Origin of the sequence: Streptomyces sp. SID5469 (assembly GCF_009862865.1) — a bacterium.
Taxonomy (GTDB): Bacteria; Actinomycetota; Actinomycetes; order Streptomycetales; family Streptomycetaceae; genus Streptomyces; species Streptomyces avermitilis.
In genome coordinates this window covers 4,109,096-4,129,649 of record NZ_WWIN01000001.1, presented here as the reverse complement: position 1 = coordinate 4,129,649, position 20,554 = coordinate 4,109,096, and the positions used below count along the sequence as shown (strand labels likewise).

Annotated in this window: 20 protein-coding genes and 2 pseudogenes; 9 read left to right on the top strand and 13 right to left on the bottom strand. The window is 70.6% G+C overall.

Annotated features, from left to right (window positions below):
* Positions 1-104: 104 nt before the first annotated feature.
* The 3 genes from GTY58_RS17385 to GTY58_RS17375 all read left to right on the top strand — a co-directional run bounded on the left by GTY58_RS17385 (position 105) and on the right by GTY58_RS17375 (position 2,198).
* Positions 105-623 carry a SigE family RNA polymerase sigma factor gene (locus tag GTY58_RS17385; RefSeq protein WP_037644958.1) on the top strand — a complete coding sequence of 173 codons (519 nt, stop codon included), beginning with the start codon at positions 105-107 and terminating at the stop codon, positions 621-623.
* A gap of 233 nt (positions 624-856) precedes the next feature.
* Positions 857-1,318: a hypothetical protein gene (locus tag GTY58_RS17380; RefSeq protein WP_042493184.1), complete on the top strand. Its 462-nt coding sequence runs from the start codon at positions 857-859 to the stop codon at positions 1,316-1,318.
* Between the two features lie 109 nt (positions 1,319-1,427).
* Complete coding sequence (locus GTY58_RS17375) at positions 1,428-2,198, top strand: antibiotic biosynthesis monooxygenase (RefSeq protein ID WP_037644963.1); 771 nt, start codon at positions 1,428-1,430, stop codon at positions 2,196-2,198.
* Positions 2,199-2,289: 91 nt separating this feature from the next.
* On the opposite strand, the gene GTY58_RS17370 is transcribed toward GTY58_RS17375, so the two are convergent.
* On the bottom strand, positions 2,290-3,201 hold the full coding sequence (locus tag GTY58_RS17370; protein WP_010984745.1) for a helix-turn-helix transcriptional regulator: 912 nt from the start codon (positions 3,199-3,201) through the stop codon (positions 2,290-2,292).
* 171 nt (positions 3,202-3,372) lie between these two features.
* On the opposite strand from GTY58_RS17370, the gene GTY58_RS17365 reads away from it, so the two are divergent.
* Positions 3,373-4,416: an NAD(P)-dependent alcohol dehydrogenase gene (locus tag GTY58_RS17365; protein WP_010984744.1), complete on the top strand. Its 1,044-nt coding sequence runs from the start codon at positions 3,373-3,375 to the stop codon at positions 4,414-4,416.
* Between the two features lie 135 nt (positions 4,417-4,551).
* On the opposite strand, the pseudogene GTY58_RS17360 reads toward GTY58_RS17365, so the two are convergent.
* Positions 4,552-5,376: pseudogene (locus tag GTY58_RS17360) on the bottom strand (iron ABC transporter permease); the annotation flags it as partial.
* A gap of 48 nt (positions 5,377-5,424) precedes the next feature.
* Complete coding sequence (locus GTY58_RS17355; protein ID WP_037644966.1) at positions 5,425-6,225, bottom strand: cyanophycinase; 801 nt, start codon at positions 6,223-6,225, stop codon at positions 5,425-5,427.
* Between the two features lie 227 nt (positions 6,226-6,452).
* Between GTY58_RS17355 and GTY58_RS17350 the strand changes: the two genes are divergently transcribed.
* Complete coding sequence (locus GTY58_RS17350; protein ID WP_010984741.1) at positions 6,453-7,640, top strand: hypothetical protein; 1,188 nt, start codon at positions 6,453-6,455, stop codon at positions 7,638-7,640.
* Between the two features lie 166 nt (positions 7,641-7,806).
* Here the strand turns inward: GTY58_RS17350 and GTY58_RS17345 are convergent, their stop codons facing one another.
* Positions 7,807-8,469 (bottom strand): hypothetical protein, encoded by a 663-nt coding sequence (locus tag GTY58_RS17345; RefSeq protein ID WP_042493181.1) that lies wholly within the window; start codon positions 8,467-8,469, stop codon positions 7,807-7,809.
* Positions 8,470-8,670: 201 nt separating this feature from the next.
* On the bottom strand, positions 8,671-9,087 hold the full coding sequence (locus tag GTY58_RS40715) for a hypothetical protein (protein WP_037644969.1): 417 nt from the start codon (positions 9,085-9,087) through the stop codon (positions 8,671-8,673).
* 571 nt (positions 9,088-9,658) lie between these two features.
* On the opposite strand from GTY58_RS40715, the gene GTY58_RS17335 reads away from it, so the two are divergent.
* Positions 9,659-11,719, top strand: a complete 2,061-nt coding sequence (locus GTY58_RS17335) for a restriction endonuclease (protein WP_010984739.1) — start codon at positions 9,659-9,661, stop codon at positions 11,717-11,719.
* A 50-nt stretch (positions 11,720-11,769) separates the two neighbouring features.
* Here the strand turns inward: GTY58_RS17335 and GTY58_RS40710 are convergent.
* Together GTY58_RS40710 and GTY58_RS17325 are read right to left on the bottom strand one after the other, a co-directional pair.
* Positions 11,770-11,924, bottom strand: a pseudogene (locus tag GTY58_RS40710) (DUF4291 family protein); the annotation flags it as partial.
* Between the two features lie 55 nt (positions 11,925-11,979).
* Positions 11,980-12,573 (bottom strand): DUF4291 domain-containing protein, encoded by a 594-nt coding sequence (locus GTY58_RS17325; protein ID WP_010984738.1) that lies wholly within the window; start codon positions 12,571-12,573, stop codon positions 11,980-11,982.
* A 300-nt stretch (positions 12,574-12,873) separates the two neighbouring features.
* On the opposite strand from GTY58_RS17325, the gene msrA reads away from it, so the two are divergent.
* Positions 12,874-13,386, top strand: coding sequence for a peptide-methionine (S)-S-oxide reductase MsrA (gene msrA, locus GTY58_RS17320; protein WP_010984737.1), 513 nt, complete (start codon positions 12,874-12,876; stop codon positions 13,384-13,386).
* 246 nt (positions 13,387-13,632) lie between these two features.
* Here msrA and GTY58_RS17315 read toward each other — a convergent pair whose 3' ends face one another.
* Positions 13,633-14,751 (bottom strand): hypothetical protein, encoded by a 1,119-nt coding sequence (locus tag GTY58_RS17315; RefSeq protein ID WP_010984736.1) that lies wholly within the window; start codon positions 14,749-14,751, stop codon positions 13,633-13,635.
* Positions 14,752-14,969: 218 nt separating this feature from the next.
* Here GTY58_RS17315 and GTY58_RS17310 point away from each other — a divergent pair, with 218 nt between their 5' ends.
* Positions 14,970-16,124: a cystathionine gamma-synthase gene (locus tag GTY58_RS17310; RefSeq protein ID WP_010984735.1), complete on the top strand. Its 1,155-nt coding sequence runs from the start codon at positions 14,970-14,972 to the stop codon at positions 16,122-16,124.
* A gap of 27 nt (positions 16,125-16,151) precedes the next feature.
* Here GTY58_RS17310 and GTY58_RS17305 read toward each other — a convergent pair whose 3' ends face one another.
* The 3 genes from GTY58_RS17305 to GTY58_RS17295 form a co-directional block, all read right to left on the bottom strand.
* Entirely contained in the window at positions 16,152-16,400 is a 249-nt protein-coding gene (locus GTY58_RS17305) for a hypothetical protein (RefSeq protein ID WP_037644971.1), read from the bottom strand.
* Positions 16,397-16,897 carry a sigma factor-like helix-turn-helix DNA-binding protein gene (locus tag GTY58_RS17300; RefSeq protein WP_010984734.1) on the bottom strand — a complete coding sequence of 167 codons (501 nt, stop codon included), beginning with the start codon at positions 16,895-16,897 and terminating at the stop codon, positions 16,397-16,399. The genes GTY58_RS17305 and GTY58_RS17300 overlap by 4 nt, the downstream gene beginning before the upstream one ends.
* Positions 16,898-17,265: 368 nt before the next feature.
* A complete protein-coding gene (locus GTY58_RS17295) occupies positions 17,266-17,772 on the bottom strand; it encodes a MarR family transcriptional regulator (protein WP_078234425.1) in 507 nt (168 codons plus the stop codon).
* Positions 17,773-17,936: 164 nt separating this feature from the next.
* Between GTY58_RS17295 and ilvA the strand changes: the two genes are divergently transcribed.
* Entirely contained in the window at positions 17,937-19,166 is a 1,230-nt protein-coding gene (gene ilvA / locus GTY58_RS17290) for a threonine ammonia-lyase (RefSeq protein WP_010984732.1), read from the top strand.
* Between the two features lie 265 nt (positions 19,167-19,431).
* Here ilvA and greA read toward each other — a convergent pair whose 3' ends face one another.
* Together greA and GTY58_RS17280 are read right to left on the bottom strand one after the other, a co-directional pair.
* Entirely contained in the window at positions 19,432-19,929 is a 498-nt protein-coding gene (gene greA / locus GTY58_RS17285; protein ID WP_010984731.1) for a transcription elongation factor GreA, read from the bottom strand.
* Between the two features lie 168 nt (positions 19,930-20,097).
* Positions 20,098-20,496: a DUF4307 domain-containing protein gene (locus GTY58_RS17280; protein ID WP_010984730.1), complete on the bottom strand. Its 399-nt coding sequence runs from the start codon at positions 20,494-20,496 to the stop codon at positions 20,098-20,100.
* Positions 20,497-20,554: the final 58 nt, after the last annotated feature.

Genomic DNA, 20,554 nt, shown 5'->3' with positions numbered 1-20,554 from the left:
GCAGCGGGAACAATGACCGGCACTCTGACCGCACCCGCTGAGCAGTGACCACGAAGACGAACGAAGACGAACGAAGACGAACACGGAACGGGAAACGGGGACAGATGTCGGCGCAGTCGGAGGACTTCGACGCGTTCTACACCGCCACGCACAAACGGATGGTCGCCACGGTCTACGCGATGACCGGAGATCTGGTGGAGGCCGAAGACGCGGTGCAGGAGGCGTACGTACGGGCGTGGCAGAGATGGGACAGGCTGACGCGGGACGACGGGGATCCGCTGCCGTGGGTGCGGACCGTCGCGATGCGGCTGGCGATCAGCACGTGGCGCAGGACGCGGGGCCGCCTGCTCGCCCACTTCCGGCACGGCCCGGACGCGGACGTGCCCGAACTGTCCGCCGACCGCGTGGCGTTGCTGAACGCCCTGCGCGAACTGAACCCGGACCAGCGCCAAGTGGTGATCCTGCACCACCTCCTCGACCTGCCCGTGGAGCAGGTCGCGCGCGAGACCGGCGCCTCAAGCGGCGCGGTCCGCACCCGGCTGAGCCGGGCCCGCAAGGCCCTCGGCGAGCGCCTCGCCGAGCCCACCGTCTTCACCACCGAGGGAGTGGTCCGGCATGGCTGAGGTCGAGGAACTGCTGGACGACGTCGTGCTGCGGATGCCCACGGCCGAGGCGGTACGCGCCCAGGGGAGCCGGCGTCGCGCTCGGCGCCGGGCGGCCGCGCTGGGGGTCGCCGTCACGGCGATCGCGGTGGGGGCGTCGTGGGCGTCTGCTGCCGGGCGACGGCGGGCGCGACGCGCGGCCCGCGGGGCCCGCGCGACCGTCGGGGACACCGACGGCATCGCCCTCGACCGAGGTGGACCCCAGCCCGTACAAGAAGGGCGACACCATCGAGCTGCTGTCGGCGGGGGAGCTGCCGGGGGACGAGAAGTGGCACTGGAAGTCGGCCGCCAACGAGCCGGCCGGTGGGGTGACGGACGCTGAGAGCGCACTGGTGAAACTGAAGACCTGCGACGGATGGTCTCAGACCGGCAACCGGCAAGGCTCCATGCTGTACACCACTGCCTACAAGGGCGGCCGCGACGCGGCGGCCTGGCAGCGTTACGCGGAGTTCGACAACGCCGCCGGCGTCGACGAAGTGGTCGAAAACCTGGACACCACCCTTTCCACCTGCGGTTTCAAGCCCGTGGGCAAGGCCGCGGACACGCACTTCGCGGGCGCCAGCGAGGACGGCCGACGGGTACGCGTCACCGTCGAGCACGGCAAGCGGTGGATCTACGTGTCCGAGGTGGAGGACGGCCGGCCCGGCGGCGACTGAACACCGGCCGGCCCGGGCCCCGTGGCCATGTGTTTCGCCCAGCGCTGATACGGCGTGCGGCCCGTCGGAAGGGGAGCTTCCGGCGGGCCGTCCGTGTTTGTGTGGGGACATGACCGTTCACACTGTCGAATACATCCGGTACCGGATCCCCGAGCAGCAGTCGGCGGAGTTCCTCGCCGCCTACACCCGCGCCGCCGCCCAGCTCGCGGCGGCCCCGCAGTGCGTCGACTACGAGCTGGCCCGCTGCGAGGAGGACTTCGAGCACTTCGTCCTGCGCATCACCTGGACCTCGACCGAGGACCACATCGAGGGCTTCCGGAAGTCGGAGCTGTTCCCCGACTTCCTCGCCGAGATCCGGCCGTACATCAGCAGCATCGAGGAGATGCGCCACTACAAGCCGACGACGGTACGCGGCACGGGCGCGGCCGTGCCGACGCTCTACGCCTGGGCGGGCGGGGCCGAAGCCTTCGCGCGCCTGACCGAGGTGTTCTACGAGAAGGTGCTCAAGGACGACGTCCTCGCGCCGGTGTTCGAGGGGATGGCGCCCGAGCACGCCGCGCATGTCGCCCTCTGGCTCGGCGAGGTCTTCGGCGGCCCGGCGGCCTACTCCGAGACACAGGGCGGCCACGGACACATGGTCGCCAAGCACCTCGGCAAGAACATCACCGAGGTGCAGCGCCGCCGCTGGGTCAACCTGCTCCAGGACGCCGCGGACGACGCGGGCCTGCCCACGGACGCCGAGTTCCGCTCGGCCTTCCTGGCCTACGCGGAGTGGGGCACGCGGCTCGCCGTGTACTTCTCCGGCCCCGACGCGGTGCCTCCGGCCGAGCAGCCGGTGCCCCAGTGGTCGTGGGGGGCGATGCCGCCGTATCAGCCGTGAGACGCGGCCGCACCGGCGCGGCAAGCCGTGAGACGCGGCCTTACGGTGCCGCCGGCCGTGAGCCGCGGCCTCACCGGGGCGGCTCACAGGGCTACGGCTGAGGCGCCGTCGTACCCGCCCGCGTCGCGTCCGTCCCCCAGCTCGCCAGCAGGCGCAGCGCCTCCGCCGAGGCGGACCCCGGCTCCGCGTGGTACGTGATCAGCGCCTGCTCACCGTCATCGGGCAGCCGGAACGACTCGAACTGCAGCGCCAGGTCACCCACCAGCGGATGCCGCAGCAGCTTCACGCCGTGGGTCTTCTCCTTCACGTCGTGCGTGGCCCACAGCCGGCGGAAGTCCTCGCTCTTCACGGAGAGCTCGCCGACCAGGGCCGAGAGCCGCGGGTCGTCGGGGTGACAGCCCGCGTCCATGCGCAGAAGGCAGACGATGTCGATCGCCTTCTGCTCCCAGTCCACGAACAGATCACGGTACTCGGGCTTCAGGAACACCATCCGCGCCCAGTTCCGCTCCTGCGGCGGCAGCTCCGCCCAGTCACCGAAGAGGGCCGCGGCCATCCGGTTCCAGGCGAGGACGTCCGAGCGCTGCCCGGAGATGTACGCGGGCACGCCGTCCAGCGTGTCGAGCAGCTGCCGCAGCGCGCCCCGCACCTGCTGCGGCCGCGCCGTCTGCTTCTTCTTGTGCGCCTTCGGCTTCGCCAGATGCGTGAGGTGCGCGTGCTCGGCGTTCGTCAGCCGCAGCGCGCGGGCGATCGCGTCGAGTACCTCCGCGGACACGTTCCGTCCGTTGCCTTGCTCGAGGCGGGTGTAGTACGCGACGGACACCCCGGCCAGCTGCGCCAGCTCCTCGCGGCGCAGCCCCGGCACCCGGCGGTGCCGCCCGAAGTCCGGCAGGCCCACGTCCTCGGGCTTCAGCCGGGCCCGGCGGGTGCGCAGAAACTCGCTGAGCTCGGCACGCCGGTCCAGCGGCTGTCCGGCCCCCTGTACGGGTTCGGGCTGTTCGTCCATGCGTCCAGTATTCATGGTCGTACGACGGTGAACCTGTCCCCGCCAGTGGTAGGACCGCTGGACGTAGGCAAGACCGTGGTCTGGGTGAGCTCCGGAAGACCGGGCAGGCTGATTGTCGTGCCCGGCCGAAGGCAGCCGGCGCACTACCCCCCCTGCTAGGAGAACCCCGGCATGACCACCACTGTTGCCGCGTACGCCGCCCCGGCCGCCAAGGCTCCCCTGGAGCGCACCACCATCGAGCGGCGTGAGGTCGGCGAGTTCGACGTCCTGATCGACATCAAGTTCGCCGGTATCTGCCACTCGGACATCCACCAGGCCCGCGACGGCTGGGGCGAGGGCATATTCCCGATGGTTCCGGGCCACGAGATCGCCGGCATCGTCGCCGAGGTCGGCTCCGGCGTCACCAAGTTCCAGGTCGGCGACCGGGTGGGCGTCGGCTGCATGGTCGACTCCTGCCGCGAGTGCGAGAACTGCAAGGCGGGCCTGGAGCAGTACTGCGTCGGGGGCAACGTCGGCACGTACAACGCCCTCGACAAGAACGGTGAGCCCACCTACGGCGGCTACTCCGAGAAGGTCGTCGTCGACGAGAACTACACCGTCCGCATCCCGGACGGCCTCGCCCTCGACGTGGCCGCCCCGCTGCTCTGCGCCGGCATCACCACGTACTCCCCGCTCAAGCACTGGAACGCGGGCCCCGGCAAGAAGGTCGCCGTGCTCGGCATGGGCGGCCTCGGCCACATGGGCGTCAAGATCGCGCACGCGCTCGGCGCCGAGGTGACCGTGCTGTCCCAGTCGCTGCGCAAGAAGGACGACGGGCTGAAGCTGGGCGCCGACCACTACTACGCCACCAGCGACCCGAAGACCTTCGAGGAGCTGGCGGGCACGTTCGACATCATCCTGTCGACGGTCTCGGCGCCGCTGGACTTCGGCGCGTTCCTGTCGCTGCTGAGGACGGACGGCGCCCTGGTGAACGTCGGCGCCCCCGAGGAGCCGATCTCCATCAACCTCTTCTCGGTGATCGCCGGCCGCAAGACCCTCGCGGGCTCCGGCATCGGCGGCATCCAGGAGACCCAGGAGATGCTGGACTTCTGCGCCGAGCACGGCCTCGGTGCGGAGATCGAGCTGATCAGCGCGTCCGAGATCAACGACGCGTACGAGCGGGTGCTGAACAGCGACGTGCGGTACCGCTTCGTGATCGACACCGCGACGATCTGACACGCACCATCCGATCAGACGCGCATCACGCGATCTGACACGCACCACCCGATCCCCACGACGCACCGTCTGCCGCTCCCCCCGTGCGGCGGGCGGTGCGTCGTGGCATCGCGGCGTCGCGGTTCATGAGCGCGGTCACCGAGAGGCGCGGGCACCCCTGCCGGGTTCCCGCCCCAGCAGCCAGAGCAGATACGGCCCCCCGACCAGGGAGGTGAGGGCGCCGACCGGGATCTCCAGCGGCGGCAGCGCCGTACGGGCCACCAGATCGGCGGCGACCACGATGATCGCGCCGGTCGACGCGGAGCCCGCCAGCGGGAGTTGAGGGGTACGCGAGAGGCGCCGGGCCAGCTGCGGTGCGGTGAGCGCGACGAAGCCGATCGGGCCGGCCGCGCCGGTCGCCGTCGCGGCGAGAACCACGCCGAGGACCGTCAGCCCGAGCCGGGTCCGCTGCACGCGCACACCGAGCGCGGACGCGGTGTCGGCGTCGAGCCCGAGCGGGCGCAGGGCCCTACTCGCCCGCACCAGGGCGGGCAGACTCAGCAGCAGCACCCAGGCGAGCGGGGTGGCCTGCGTCCAGCCGCGTCCGTTGAGACTGCCCGTCAGCCACAGCTTGACCTGTTCGGCGGCGGTGAGTTCGCTCTCGGTCAGATAGAGCTGGACGACCGCGGAGAGGGCGACGCCGATGCCGACGCCCGTCAGCACGAACCGGGTCGGCTGCATGCCGTGGCGCCAGGCGAGGACGTACACGAGCGCCGCGGCCCCGAGCCCGCCCGCGACGGACACCGCCGGAAGGGCGCCGGGCGAGGCGACGGTTCCGGTCGCCAGGGCCAGTACGGTCGCGGCGGCGGCGCCGTGTCCGACGCCGATGACGTCCGGACTGGCGAGCGGATTGCGGGTGACGCTCTGCACGAGCGCCCCGGACAGCCCGAGAGCGGCGCCGACCAGAGCGCCCAGCACGATGGTGTGCGCCACCGGCAGCGGGGGTGGGGATACGTCAGGGGCTGACGGTCAGTCGGCGGCGAAGGACTCCCCGGCCGCGTACGACCGTACGAGCACGTCACCGCCGGTCCCGTCGCCGTTTCCGCCGTCGGCCCTGGTGCCGGTCCCGCTGTCGGTCCCGGGTCGTACCGTGTGCACGCGCCCGAGGCCGGAGACGCGTGCCGTCCGGCCGTCGACGGTCAGCAGGGTGTTCTCGTCGATCGCCACACCGTGAGGGACCCGTCCGTCCGCCACGGCGGCGATCAGCCGGGGCAGCGTCCCCCACTGCGCGGCATGCACGTCGACCCCGAACGGGACGAGCCCGAGCCCTTCCCGCACCTCGATCTCGTCCAGGTCCTCCCCGGTGTCCTCGGGGCAGACCGGAACACCACCGGCGAGCCACCCGCCGACGACCGCCCGCCGCGCGGCGACGGCGGCCCCCGCGGAGAACCCGGCGTACGGGATCCCGCGTTCGGCGAGCACCCGGGGCAGCCGGCCGAGGACCTCCGCCAACGCGTCCTGATAGGCGGGCGTCAGCCCGCCGCACACCAACAGGGCGTCGACGCGCCCGAGCGCACCCACGTCGAACCGCTCACCCAGGGGCACCAGCAGCGGCACCGGCGCACAGTCGGCGACCTTCCGCAGCACGGCCTCGTACCGGGCGAACTGCCCGGCCCCGTCGCCCTCGTCGACGAGAAGGCAGCCGACGACCGCGGCGTCACCCGCCGCCCGCTGCCTGCCCGCCCGCTGCCCAGCGGCCTCCAGGAAGGGGCCGTAGACGGCCTCGGCGCCCCGCTCGTCCCACCCGCCACCGATCAGATACGTGTGCATGTCGTACGTCCCCTCCAGGTCAAGATCATTTCCTTGCTCATCCCCCGGCTCATCCCATGGAGGCACGCATGACGGCAAGTTATCGCGGTGGACACGTCAGACGGGACCGAGTTCTTTCGCGGCGGCTCTACCAGATTGATCCCTGTCGGAACGGTCAGAACGGCTGAAACGGCAGAAGAGGCACCGGCCACGGGGAATGCTGCCCCTACAAGGAGAGCGGGGGACACGTGCAAGCCGTCTTACTGGGGTCCGTACTTTTGGTGTGTCTGGCCGCGCCGCTGGTCGGAGCGTCGCAGCGGCCGCGGTTGCCGTCGAGGCGGTGCACGCCCGAGCGTTCGGCGCACGCGCCGTTCGCGGTGGCGTTCGGCTGCTGGCTCGTGCCGGTGCCGATGGCCCTGTTGCTGGAGGACGGCCGCGCCGATCTGATGCACAGCTGGTGGGCCGTGGCCATGCTCATGGCCAGTCCGGTCGTCGCCTTCGCCCTGGTCCGCATGGTGGCGCCCCAGCGGCTGAAACGAAGGCGGCTGCTTCTGGCGGCGCGCGCGGCAGCCCTCATGGCCGCCGTGGTGGCCGTCGAGATGGCGGCGCTCGACGCAGGGGTTCCGTCGCTGTCCGTCGTCGGACCGCTGTTGACGGTCTCGTTCGCGGCGACGGCGACGGTGCTGGGCGTCCTACGGGTCGTGGACCACGGCTATTTCCCGCTGGTGCTGTTGCGGACGGCAGCGAAGCAGGCACTCGTGGCCGGCGGAACCTGGTACTGGATGCACCGCACCGGCGCCACCCTCACCCCCGATCCGGCGGACTCCACCACCACGGCCCAGGTGCTGGCCCTGCTGTGGTGGTCGGTGGTGGCGCTGTCCAGTGGATGTGCGCTGGTCGCGGTCGCCCGGCTGGTGCGCTGGCTGCGATCCGGTCCACCGGCTCGGCCCGCGCCACCCGGTGTGGCTCCCTGGCCGCCCGCGGTGGGCGACGTATGGATGGCCGAGCTCACCCACGACGACAACACCTACAAGGAGCGCCCCGTCGTGGTGCTCGAACACACGCCCGGCTTCGTCCGCGTGCTCGGCATCACCAGCGTCGACAAGTCCGACAGGCGGCGCGGCTATCTGAAGCTCCACATGTCCGAGTGGAAGGGAGTGCTGACCAAGGACGGCTGGCTGAATCTGGAGATCGCGCAGGTTCCGTACTGCGACTTCCTGTGGCGGCGCGGGGAGTGCCCGGACCCGGTGTGGGACGCGCTGTGCACGAAGGCGGCGGTCCGGGAGCGTCCCGCGGGCCGGGGGCCGACCCCCGGATTCACCTTCCGACACCGGCTGTGGTCGGCGATGAACGCGCACGCGGGCCGTGACTCACGCAACGTCCACGCCGGTTCCGACAACCGGCGGCGCCGGGTCTGGACGCGGGCAAAGGTGTGACCGTCGTATGACCGTCTCCCCCTCCCCGTCCACGGAGAGCCTGGCGCCACCGCCCGAACCGGAACCCGCGCAGCCGGTCCCGCGGCGGCCTGCCGGCTTTCGCCGAGCCCACGGAGCCGAGCCCATGGAGCCCCCGAGCCTGTCGAGCCCACGACGCGTGACTCGGTCAACGCCGGGCGGGGCCGCCCGGGGTGTGAGCGGTGCGGCGTGTCCACAGAGTCACATCGCTGCTCGTGGCGACGGCGAGGGTTTGCCCGGACGGGGAGAAGCCGGCGGCTCGGAGTTCGGAGTAGTTGGAGTGGAAGATGTGCCACCACTTCTCCCCGTGCGGACCGCGGTGAGGCATCCCGCTGCCGCGGGAGAGCAGGACGCGGTCATGCGGCCAGGCCGGGCTGACGACCTCCACCACCCAGCCGTCTTCGGTGCCGGTGTGGAGCCCGCCACCGAAGAGCCCGGCGATACGCACCCTGCTGCCGGCGATCGGCCCCAGCCCTGGGCACGACAGATCGGCCACGGCATCGGGGGTGCTGTCCTCGGGGTCGGGGTCCCGGTCGCGGGCGATCTTCTCCCCTGTGACGGCGTCGAAGAGGCCATGCCCGGCCTGCGAGACGACCATCACCAGGTCGTTGCCGTTGTCGGGGTGCGACGCGAAACCGATCCCGAGAAGTCCGCCGACAGCGGCGAAGGGCTTGAAGACCGGCCGCCAGGGCTCAGGCGCGGGAAGCACGGGAGCCGCCAGAAACCGGTCCCGCAGATCCTGTTGATAGCCGGTGAGCCCCGTCTCGCCGTCGCCCCGCCCAGATGACGCTGCCTTCTCGCTCCACTTCATCACCCCACCATGATCCACACTCCGCTCCGCTCCCGTACCGCCCGCGGGCCGGATCGATGAGCCGGCGCCCGCCGGTTCGGGCATGAAAGCCCCCAATTGCGACGGTTGGTTGTCTGACGATCTTGTGCTTTCACGGACGTAGGCGGGCCGGCAGTTCGTCTGCGGCAGGGTATGGGCGCTCTTGTGGCAGTAGTGGGGAGGTCATCCGAGAGCCATACCAGGGAGGAAGGCCACGAGCCCGGAGAGGAAGCTGCCGATTGCGGCCAGTGTGACGAGAGCGGCCTTCCCGTCCGAGAAGAGGCCGGAGCAAAACTCGCGTACTTGGCGTCGAAGGATCAGCATCTTCATCTTCTGCCAGCGATGTTGGCGGATGTGGCAGCCCATGAGGAGACCGGTTGCGTTGTTCCGGCAACCGTCTTCCCTTCCCCTGACAGGGGCTCCGCACGTCACGGGTGCTTGGAAGAAGCACCAGATCAGCACCAGCGCCGACAGGGTCGCGACGACCACAGGCCCCGCGGCCCTGTTGATCCAGGCGGCGATTAGCAGAGCGCCGACGACGACGCCCCACCACTGCCCCAATCCACCGAGTCGACTGCTCCCTGCCCCCGAAGTCGCCATGCCTGTAATCGTGGCGAGGAGTCCGGCGAATCATGCCCCTGGGGATTGGCTTGACCGAAAGTGGGTCCCAGGACGGCTGATCTTCTGTAAGCCGGATCGCCCAGACCGCACCGGACTAGGCCGTGATGCCCAGACCGCACCGGACTCGGCCGTGATGCCCATCGCGATGCTCGGTGCCACGGCCGGTTGGTGGGGTTGAGCTTCGGGCGGGCTACTCCTCCGTGACCCCGGAGCAGGGGCGACGCCCGTCGGAGAAGGCGCCCCCAGCTGACCGTGCCGCCGCGAGCCATCAGCACTCGTGCCCCTGCCAAGCCTCGTGCTCAGCCCCCCTCTCGCTGGTACGCCCACGCAGGATCAACGTTGCCAAGGCCGCACCGCTCGGGCACTGCCGCGCGGTACGGTCTTAGCTACCCTCCGGTCACTTGACCTGCACAGATGGCCCGAGAGGGTTGCCTTTGACGAGTGGATATGCGGGAGGGCGATTGCTGGATAGAGTCGTCTCGTCACAACTGGTTGTGGGGACAACCAAAGGCCTTTCGGCTGTCGACGTCCTGGGGAGGGCCTGCCGCATATGAGTCGTCGCTCTACTGGTTTGGTCGGCGTGTGGGCCGAGGTGCAACGGCAGCAGCAGCGCCAGATGGAAGCCGAGGCCAGACAGCGGAGACAAGAAGCTCAGCAAGCACGGGCCTACCAGCGGCGAGCTGCCCAGAGCCACCGCGAGTACAGGCAGGCGGAGGCGCTACGGCGCACGGAGGAACTGGACGCACAGGTCGCGTCGCTGCAAGGCCTTCTCGCTGCGGGTTGTCAGGCTCCGGCTTTCAGGGCTTCCTCGCTCATGCGACCCGAGGAGGTCCAGCCCTTCGCCCCAGGACCGTTGGCGCAGCCCGTGCCCATGCCGGATTTCCATCAGTACCAAACGCAAAGTGGTTGGACCGCGAGTCGCCGTGCTCAGGCGCAGACCGAAGCGCGGGCGCGCTTCGAGCGGGACTGGCACGCCGCCCAGGCCGCAGAGGCCCACAGACAGCAGCAGCTGGCGTCGTACCAGCGGGAGTACCAGCAGTGGGCCGATGCTCAGCTGGCCGAGGTACGTGCGCACAACGCCGGCGTCGTCGCGGTGACCGAAGGCGTGCGGCGTAGAGATCCCGACTCCGTGGTCGAGTACTTCTCCGCCGCTCTCTACGCCTCAACGGCGTGGCCCGAAGGTTTCCCACGTCAGGTTGCGGCGGCCTACGACTCAGCAGCCCGGCAGCTGGTTCTCGATTGGGAGTTGCCTGCCTACGGCATCGTTCCAGAGGTCAAGTCCGTTCGGTACATGTCCGGGGTCGATCAGGACAAGGAGACCCCCCGTCCGGCAGGCCAACGTCGAGCTCTGTACCGGGAGGTTCTCGCGCAGTGCCTGCTGCTCGTGCTGCACGAACTCTTCGCCGCAGATGAGCTGGGCGCGCTTGAGTCCGTGGCCCTGAACGGGTTCGTGGACGGACACGACCCTACGACGGGCCGGCCCGGCCATATCTTCCTCGCGACGGTCATGTCCCCGCGCTCTTCGTTCCGTGACCTGCACCTGGCACAGGTGGACGCGGGCAGTTGCCTGTCTGACGCACTGCGAGGGCAGCTCTCGGCCCGGCCGGACCAACTCACACCGGTACGGCCGAGCCGGCGGCCGCAAGACGTCGGGAACCGCGTCGTCGCTCACGGCAGCGATGAGGAACCGGACCTGTACGACATGGATCCGATCGCCTTCGAGAACCTTGTCGCCGAGCTCTTCCGGGCCATGGGAATGCAGGCGGTGACGACCCAACGCTCAAACGATGGCGGCGTGGACGTCGACGCGCTGGATCCGGCACCGATCCGAGGCGGCAAGATCGTCGTGCAGGTCAAGCGCTACCGCAACACGGTGCCCCCGACCGCCGTACGCGATTTGTACGGGACCGTGCAGGACGCCGGTGCCAACAAGGGTGTCCTCGTCACGACGTCAGGGTTCGGCCCTGGCTCACACACGTTCGCCAACGGCAAGCCGCTGGAACTGGTCTCGGGCTCCGAGCTCGTCGACCTGCTGCACAGACATGGGCTGCGCGGGCGACTGGGAGAGGGTGGTCGTCAAGCCGCGGCGCAGCCGACACCGTCGGATCCGAACACTCGGCTGCCCGACGACTACAACGTGCTGGGCATGTCGTGGACCGGAAGCGTGGCCCTGGACGTGTGTGCACTTGTCTGCCGTGGCAACCGCGTCCTCAGCGACGATCACTTCGTCTTCTTCAACAACCCGCAGACTCCGGACGGCTCAGTGCGCGCTCTTCCGGCCGCTGCGCCGGACAAGGCCGCGATCTGCGTCTCGTTCGACGGGTTGCCGTCGGAGGCTGATCGGCTCGTACTCGTGGCCGCCATCGACCCGGAGGTCAACGCGGACGCCGATCTCTCCGGCTTCACGGATGCCTGCATCCGGCTGCTCGATCCCGGTATGGCCGAGGTGGGACGGCTTGAGGTCTCTGACGGCCGAATCCGTGAGAGGGCCTTGGTGCTCGGGTCCTTCCGCCGAAGGTCCAACGGGGACTGGGACTTCGTACTCGGCGGCAAGGGCTACCCGGGCGGTCTGGAGGAACTCGTCCAGGATTTCGGCATCGTGGTGGCGTAGGTCCGCCTGAGGTCCGCATGCTGCCGGCGCCAGGGATCGTGCTGTGAACGCGGCTTGATGACCCACGTCATGCGGCCCCGCTTCCACGCGGCGGGAAAGCGGTCGTCGTGGAGGGCGGGCAGTCCGATTCGGGGGAGTATGCCTGGTAGACGGTGATCGTGGATGCCGTGTGGAGTGCGTGGATCCCGTGGTGCGGTTCTTCCATGGCGTACAGCGTGGAGCCGCAAGTGGGCGCGGCCACTGAACTTTTATGGTTGTGGTCACGGACGCAGGTGGGCCGGCAGTTCGTCTGCGGGAAGGTAGGGAAGCTCCTGCGGCAGTAGCCGTGCGGCCGAGTCGAGGTCGCCGTTGCCGACGAGCGTGCGGATCTCGCGGGCGAGTGGGGTCACGTCGCTGATGCTGACCGTCCATTCGTCCGCGTAGCGTCGTGCGGCTTCACCGGCCAGGCCGAGTTGCAGGGAGCGGTACGGCAGGGCTTGAAGGTGCAGGTCGCGCTCGGGGTCCCACTGGATGCGAGTGGGTGCGTGCTTCAGCTGACGCTGCCAGGTGGCGCGGTCGGGGTGCACACCGCGGACATAGCTCGACAGGCACGCGTGGCGCAAGGCCCACTCGAAACCGTCTCGGGTGATCTCAACGGCCAGGACGGTCTCCTGACCTGCTTTCGCGCCCCAGCCGCAGCGGTACATCATCCACAGGAACGACGGCTTGATCCACGTCATCCGGTCCCGCTTCCACGCCGTGGGGAACCGGCCCTCTCGGACCGCAGGCAGGCCGATTTCCGGGGAGTAAGCCTGGTAGACGGTGATCGTGGATGTTGTGTGGACCGCCCGGATCCTGCGCTGGGTTTCTTCCATGGCCTACACCCTGAGGCCGGGGCGGTGCGTGCGACCACTGATTTTCGGCGGTCGGTCCCTTTGTGCGCGAGGTGGCAGCAGCGGCGTGCCCCCAGTGCCGCAGCACCACCACGTCGGCAGGTCGGTGCGCTCCTCGCGGTGGCCGGTGGCCGGTGGCCGGTGGCCGGTGGCCGCAGGGCCGGTTGGGCGGGCACGGAATCGCCTGGAGCCCTCGCGCGTTGAGCGGAGTGGGCATGGGTGCCGGTGTGTGCGAGCCGCGTAGCCCGAGTGACCGAGCTGACAGATATTGGAGGGGCCGCAATGGCTGCGCAGACGCAAAGGGCCGTCCTGGCGGGTGGATGCTTCTGGGGGATGGAGGACCTGATCCGCCGGCTCCCGGGCGTGACGGCGACCCGGGTCGGATACACCGGCGGGGACGTGCCGAACGCGACGTACCGAAACCATGGCACGCACGCGGAGGCCATTGAGATCCTTTTCGACCCCGCGAGGACCGATTTCCGCGCGATCCTGGAGTTCTTCTTCCAGATCCACGACCCGAGCACCAAGAACCGCCAGGGCAACGACATCGGCCTCAGCTACCGCTCGGCGATCTACTACGTGGACGACGAGCAGAAGCGGATCGCCGAGGACACGATCGCGGATGTGGACGCCTCCGGACTGTGGCCGGGCAAGGTCGTCACCGAGGTAGAGCCGGTCGGCCCCTTCTGGGAGGCCGAGCCCGAGCATCAGGACTACCTGGAGCGTTACCCGGACGGCTACACCTGCCACTTTCCGCGCCCGGGATGGCGGCTGCCCGCCCGCGCGGAGGGCTGACCCCGAGGCGGCCCGGCGCAAGGCGGAGGCTGACTGGCCAAAGCCCCACCGCCGGGCCTGCCTGCGCTTGCCGGACTGCTCCACAGCCGGGCCTGCTGGCGCTTGCGGGACTGGCGGTGCCTCGCTGTGGACGAAGGGTGCCGACGGCGGGGCACCAGCCAGGGAAGGGCGGAACAAGGCTCCGGCGATCCCGATCCATCCTGAAGCCGGGAGGCCGGGGCCCCGCCCCGCCGCTACGCCCGCCGCTCAGTGCGGCAGCGTCGCCGGGCTTCCCCCGTTCGCCTCGTACCCCGCCACCGCCAGTGCCCGGTATATCGCGTAGTCCGACGCCGGGTCGGACGTGAGGGTCCAGGGGAGTGCGCCGACGTGTCCGTCGACGTGCACCAGCTGGTTCATCGCCTCCGACCAGCGCTCGCCGCGGACCAGGAAGAACACCAGGAGGTGGCGCACATGCGCCAGCATCGGGTCGTCGGGACGGGCTGAGTGCACCGCGTAGAGCGCGCCGTGCACCGCCTTCGTCACGACCTCGCTCTGGTAGAAGCTGCTGACCAGGTTCACCTCGGGGAGGTGCTCGAAGACCGCGAAGAGGGGCATCGCGGCGAGCAGGGAACCCCGGGGGGCGCGAGCGGCGGCCGCCTCCGCGAAGGAGTACGCCACCTCCCGCGAGCCGTGCCACTTCTCGCACCAGTAGTGCAGCGCGGCCAGATGCGCTCCCATGTGCTCGGGCGCGCGGTCCAGGATCTTGAGCCACAGCTTCTCGAACTCCGCCTGCGGGTAGGCCAGCCCGCGCGCGATCGACAGCTCGACGATGTACGGGATCGGGTCACCGGGGGCCAGCAGCGCCGCCTCCCCGCACGCGACCTTCGCCTCCTCCATGATGATCCGGAACTCGTCCGTCCCCGGCGTCGAGGTCCGCCAGGCCTGCTGCACCAGGAACTCCGCGTGCACCGCCGCGCCGCCCGCGTCCTTCGGCGCCTCGGCCCGCCACACCCGCAGCCACTGCCCGCCGGGCGTCTCGCTCACCCCGCCGGGGTGCTGCTGCAACTCCAGCGAGGCCGCGCCCGCGAAGGCCTGCACCCGCTGCCAGCGTGTCTCGTCCGCCGTCTCCGTGCCGGCCAGCAGCTGGGACGCCGCCCGGTGGTCCTGGGTCCGCTGCACCACATCCAGGACGTCCAGCAGGTCCTCGTCCGGGCCGGGCATGCGGATGTCCAGCTCCTCCTGCCGCAGGAAGCCGTAGTTCGCCGGGTCCGCGGCGTCCGGGTCGCCCGGCGCGACCTGCTGAATACCGGCCCGCCTGCGCATGAGGACCGGCAGCAGAACCATGCTCATCATGGCCAGCGCCATCAGGACCCAGAGAATCTCCATGCCTCAAGCGAACCAGACGGCTCCGACAATTGGCCAACCCGGTCGGCGGTCCTGTGGAAAACCGTGCCGCGCGCGGCACGTACAGCCCTCCCGCATGCGGCAAAACCGCCCGGCCTGCGGCAAAACCTCCCCGCAAGCGGCCCCGACCCGGCGACCCGGCCCCCGCGCCGCACCCGTAGGCCGTCATCAGTCCCGCGAGCGGACTACGCTCGGTTCCCATGAGCGACAGGCACATCAGTCAGCACTTCGAGACCCTCGCGATCCACGCGGGCAACACCGCCGATCCCCTGACCGGCGCGGTCGTCCCGCCGATCTACCAGGTCTCGACCTACAAACAGGACGGCGTCGGGGGGCTGCGCGGCGGCTACGAGTACAGCCGCAGCGCCAACCCCACCAGGACCGCCCTGGAAGAGAACCTCGCCGCCCTCGAGGGCGGCCGCCGCGGCCTCGCGTTCGCGTCCGGACTGGCGGCCGAGGACTGCCTGTTGCGTACGCTGCTCAGCCCCGGCGATCACGTGGTCATCCCCAACGACGCGTACGGCGGAACGTTCCGTCTCTTCGCGAAGGTCGTCTCCCGGTGGGGCGTGGAGTGGTCGGTCGCCGACACCAGCGACCCCGAGGCCGTCCGGGCCGCGATCACCCCGAAGACCAAGGCCATCTGGGTGGAGACCCCGTCCAACCCGCTCCTCGGCATCACCGACATCCCCGCGATCGCCCAGATCGCGCGCGAGGCCGGCGCCAAGCTGGTCGTCGACAACACCTTCGCCACCCCCTACCTCCAGCAGCCGCTCGCGCTCGGCGCGGACGTCGTCGTGCACTCGCTGACCAAGTACATGGGCGGCCACTCGGACGTCGTCGGCGGTGCGCTCGTGGTGAGTGACCAGGAGCTGGGCGAGGAGCTCGCCTACCACCAGAACGCGATGGGCGCGGTCGCCGGGCCCTTCGACTCCTGGCTGGTACTGCGCGGCACCAAGACGCTCTCCGTGCGCATGGACCGGCACAGCGAGAACGCCACCAAGGTCACGGAGATGCTCACCCGGCACGCGCGCGTGACGCGCGTTCTGTACCCGGGCCTGCCGGAGCACCCCGGTCACGAGATCGCCGCCAAGCAAATGCGGGCGTTCGGCGGCATGGTCTCCTTCCAGGTCGAGGGCGGCGAGGAGGCGGCCGTCGAGGTCTGCAACCGCGCCAAGGTCTTCACCCTCGGCGAGTCCCTGGGCGGCGTCGAGTCCCTGATCGAGCACCCCGGGCGGATGACGCACGCGTCCGCGGCCGGCTCCGCGCTCGAGGTCCCCGCCGACCTCGTACGCCTCTCCGTGGGCATCGAGAACGTCGACGACCTGCTTCAGGACCTCCAGCAGGCCCTGGGCTAGACACGGTACGGGGCTCGAGAAAGGGCCTCACCAGCCGGTGAGGGGTGGAGTCGTCTGCGACGGCGGCTCCACCCAGGGGCGTGCCGTCGACGCCCACACCACGAAGGCGACGGCCGCGGCCAACAGCAGCAGCCACATCAGACGGCGGGCCACCGTACGGCGGCGCAGCATGCCCGAGCCCCGGCGTACGACCTCCGCGTACAGATCGGGCGGCACCGGGGGCGGCGTCCGCTCCAGCAGCCGCCGTACGGCCGCCTCCCGTTCGAGCCGGTTCACGACGGGGCCACCTCCATGACGTCGGCGGGTGCCGGTCCCCGCGGCGGATGCAGCAGCGTCGCCGTCGCACGGGCGCAGATCGCCCCCACGCGTTCGGCGGGCAGCCCGAGCAGCGCCGCCGTCTGCTCCTCGGCGACCCCCTCGTACATCCGCAGGACGAGGATCAGCCGTTCCTGGGGCGTCAGCCGGGCCAGCACACTGTCCGGGGACGGCCGCGACCGGCCGAGCCCGCCGTACTGGTGCCATGCCCCGCGCGCGAAGCGGACGGCCAGGTACTGGCGGGTCCGGTCGTACGGGTCCTCGCCGCGCAGCCGGTCCCAGGAGGCGTACGTGTGGGAGAGGGCCAGCGTCAGCAGGCGCCGCGCGCGTGGGTTGGCGCCCGGCGGCTCCGCCGTGAGCAGCGTGGCGGCGTGCAGCAGCCGCCCTGCCGCGCCCGCGACGAACGCCTCGAACTCCCGGGCTCGGCGGGCGCCTTGGGACGCATGCCGTTCTCGCACCGCGCCTCCCGCCCGACGGCGACCCTGAGGGGAACGGGGCCCCGGCCGCGTACGACGGACCGCACCGTGTACGACAAGGACCCGGTCTCATATGAGGCCAGGCCCGGCCCTGCGGTCAAGAGCCCGACGCACATGCGTGCGGAGGGCGAACACGGGCGAACACCGGGCGACGCGCGCGGGGAGCCCGTGGAACGGCTCCACGCGCGCAAGGGGCGGAGGGTTGCTGGCGCGAGCGCGCGCAAGGGACAGCGGGCTCCTGGCGCGCGCGACGGGCGCCGCGGAGTGCGCGACGGGCGCCGCGGAGTGCGGGACGGGCGCCGCGGAGTGCGGGACGGGCGCCAGGAGTGCGGGACGGCCGCCCCTGGCGGTCAGGAAGCGGGCTGGGAGTCCCCGGTCGGCATCCCCGGGGTGGACATGCGGTCCGAGAGCGCGGTGTTGAAGCGCGTGAGGAGCGCGGTGAACGCCTCGCGCTCCTGCGGCGCCCAGTCGTGTGTCAGCTCGGACATCAACTGACGCCTCGAGGAGCGCACTTCCTCCAGCCGGGACATGCCGCGCGGGGACAGCTGGAGCACCACGGCGCGCCCGTCCTCCGGGTGCGAGGTCCGCTTGACGAGGCCGGTGTCGACGAGCGGCGCCACCTGCCGGGTGACCGTCGACGAGTCGATCCCCATGCTCGCGGCGAGGGCCTTCACCCCCATCGGACCTTCCTTGTCGAGGCGGTTGAGCAGCAGATACGCGGCACGGTCCATGGAGTTGCGCACCTGCCCCACCCCGCCGAGCCGGGTCTGTTCGGCACGACGCGCGAACACCGCGACCTCGTGCTGCAGAGTGTCGAGAAGACCGGGTTCACCGACGGTCGTCATGTCCATCGACATTTCAGGTGTTGTGGGCATGGCCGGGGGCTCAATTCATGCGTGGGGAGCTGGGTTGGGGGACAGGGTACGCGGCTGGGGCGCGGGCCGTACCGACGCTGCGCAATCCCGTCTCGGGCCTTGGTCACACCCGCTGTGGCGGGGCGTGAGCTGCGAGACTGGTGGTCATGAGCTACAGCACAGCTGACTCCTTGCCCGCGGTGACGCTCGACGACGTACGGGGCGCCCAGAAGATGCTGGCGGGCGTGGCGCGCATGACCGGCATGGAGGGCAGCAGGCATCTGTCCCAGCTGGTGGGCGCGCCGGTGCACTTCAAGTGCGAGAACCTCCAGCGGACGGGTTCGTTCAAGCTGCGCGGTGCGTACGTGCGAATCGCGGGACTGCTGCCCGAGGAGCGCGCCGCCGGGGTCGTCGCCGCGAGCGCCGGGAACCACGCACAGGGTGTCGCCCTGGCGTCGTCGCTGCTCGGCGTGCGCTCGACGGTGTTCATGCCGAAGGCGGCCCCGCTGCCCAAGATCAGCGCGACCCGGGAGTACGGCGCCGAGGTGCGGCTGCACGGAACGGTGGTCGACGAGACGCTGGCCGCCGCGCAGGAGTACGCGGCCGAGACGGGCGCGGTGTTCATCCACCCCTTCGACCATCCCGACATCATCGCAGGTCAGGGCACGGTCGGCCTGGAGATCCTGGAGCAGTGCCCCGAGGTGCGCACGATCGTCGTCGGGATCGGCGGCGGCGGGCTGGCCGCGGGCATCGCGACAGCCGTGAAGGCGCTGCGCCCCGATGTGCGGATCGTGGGCGTGCAGGCGGCGGGCGCGGCCGCGTACCCGCCCTCGCTGGCGGCCGGGCGCCCGGTGTCCGTCGAGAACCCGGCGACGATGGCCGACGGCATCAAGGTCGGCCGGCCCGGCGACGTACCGTTCCGGATCATCGGCGATCTGGTCGACGAGGTGCGGACGGTGTCCGAGGGCAACCTGTCCAGCGCGCTGCTGCTCTGCCTGGAGCGGGCCAAGCTGGTCGTCGAGCCGGCCGGCGCGAGCCCGGTGGCGGCGCTGCTGCGGGAGCCGGGCGCCTTCGAGGGGCCGGTCGTCGCGGTGCTGTCGGGCGGCAATGTGGACCCCCTGCTGATGCAGCGGATCCTGCGGCACGGCATGGCCGCCGCGGGCCGCTACCTGGCCGTCCGGCTGCGGCTTACGGACCGCCCGGGCGCCCTCGCGACGCTGCTCGGGGTGCTGCCGACGGTCGACGCCAACGTCCTCGACGTGAGTCATGTACGGACCGACCCGCGGCTCGGGCTCACGGAGGTGGAGGTGGAGCTGCACCTGGAGACCAAGGGGCCGGAACACTGCGCCGAGGTGGAGCAGGCGCTGCGCGAGGCGGGCTACACGGTCATCGACTGAGGCCCGTCGCGGTCGGGCGTACGGCCTATGCGGCACCCGGTCCGGGCGGCCTCGGCGTCTGCTCGCCGGGCATGACGAGGCGGCTATGACGCGCGAGGGGCTATGACGCGCGAGCGGCCATGGCGTACGAGCGGCTATGGCGTACGAGCGGCTATGGCGTACGAGCGGCTACGACGAGGCGGGCACGACGAGGCCCCCGCGCCGGGCATGACGATGCCCCCGGCGGGTGAGCGCCGGGGGCATGCCGAGGCTGGTGTCGTAGGCGTCAGCCCTGGTAGGGCTCGGCCTTGAGGATCTTGACGGAGGCGAGCTTGCCGTTCGGCAGCTCGTACTGCGCGTCCTCGCCGACCTTCTTGCCGTTCACGCCGGAGCCCAGCGGGGACTGCGGCGAGTACGTCTCGATGTCGGCGCTCGCGTACTCGCGGGAGGCGAGCAGGAAGTCCAGCGTGTCGTCCTCGTCGCCGTCGAAGGCGATGGTCACGACCATGCCGGGCGCCACCGCACCGTCCGCCGCCGGCGCCTCGCCGACCTTGGCGTTCTCCAGGAGCTGGGTCAGCTGGCGCACACGGAGCTCCTGCTTGCCCTGCTCCTCCTTGGCCGCGTGGTACCCGCCGTTCTCGCGCAGGTCCCCCTCCTCGCGCGCGGCGGCGATCTTGGCAGCGATCTCCGTGCGCGCAGGACCAGACAGGTACTCCAGCTCGGCCTTCAGCTGGTTGTACGCCTCCTGGGTCAGCCAGGTGACGTTCTCACTGGTCTGGGTCACAGGTGCTCCTCGTAGGTACTGGGAATACAAAGCATCGCCCTACCCAGAAGAATGTTCCTTCACGGATGGGCGAAACCACGAGCCTAACAATTCAGCGGCTGAAGGGGGAGGACATAAGCCATCAAGATTACGTCACCGCAGGTCAGCGGGCAGGTGACAGGGATGATGTCAGTCGGCGTGACAGCCGAGCAGCTCCGCCGTGGTCCCCAGGGCGGTCGTACGGAGCGTGACGACCTTGTCGATGCGGGTGTCGTGCCCGGTGAAACGGAAGTCCGCGCGGCCCACCTCGGAACCGTCCGCCGCCTGGGAGCGCACGGTGCAGTAGCCGGTGGCATCCGCGTCCTTGCGCACTTCCAGATGCACCTTGACCACGTCGTCCGAGGCCTTGAAGGTGATCACTTCGCCGCTGATCTTGTTCTGCACGACGTAGTGGTACGCGAAGTAGCCGAACAGGGCGAGCAGGGCCACGGCCAGGATGCCGCCGACGATCTTGAGCTTGTGGTCGGCACGCTCGTCCGCGGAGCGGCCGTACCGGCCCTCGGGCAGCTGCGTGCTCGCCGTACTCATGATCGTCCTCTCGGCAGGGCCGGGACGAAAGTCCCGGAAGGGGCGCCCAGGGCGGGGC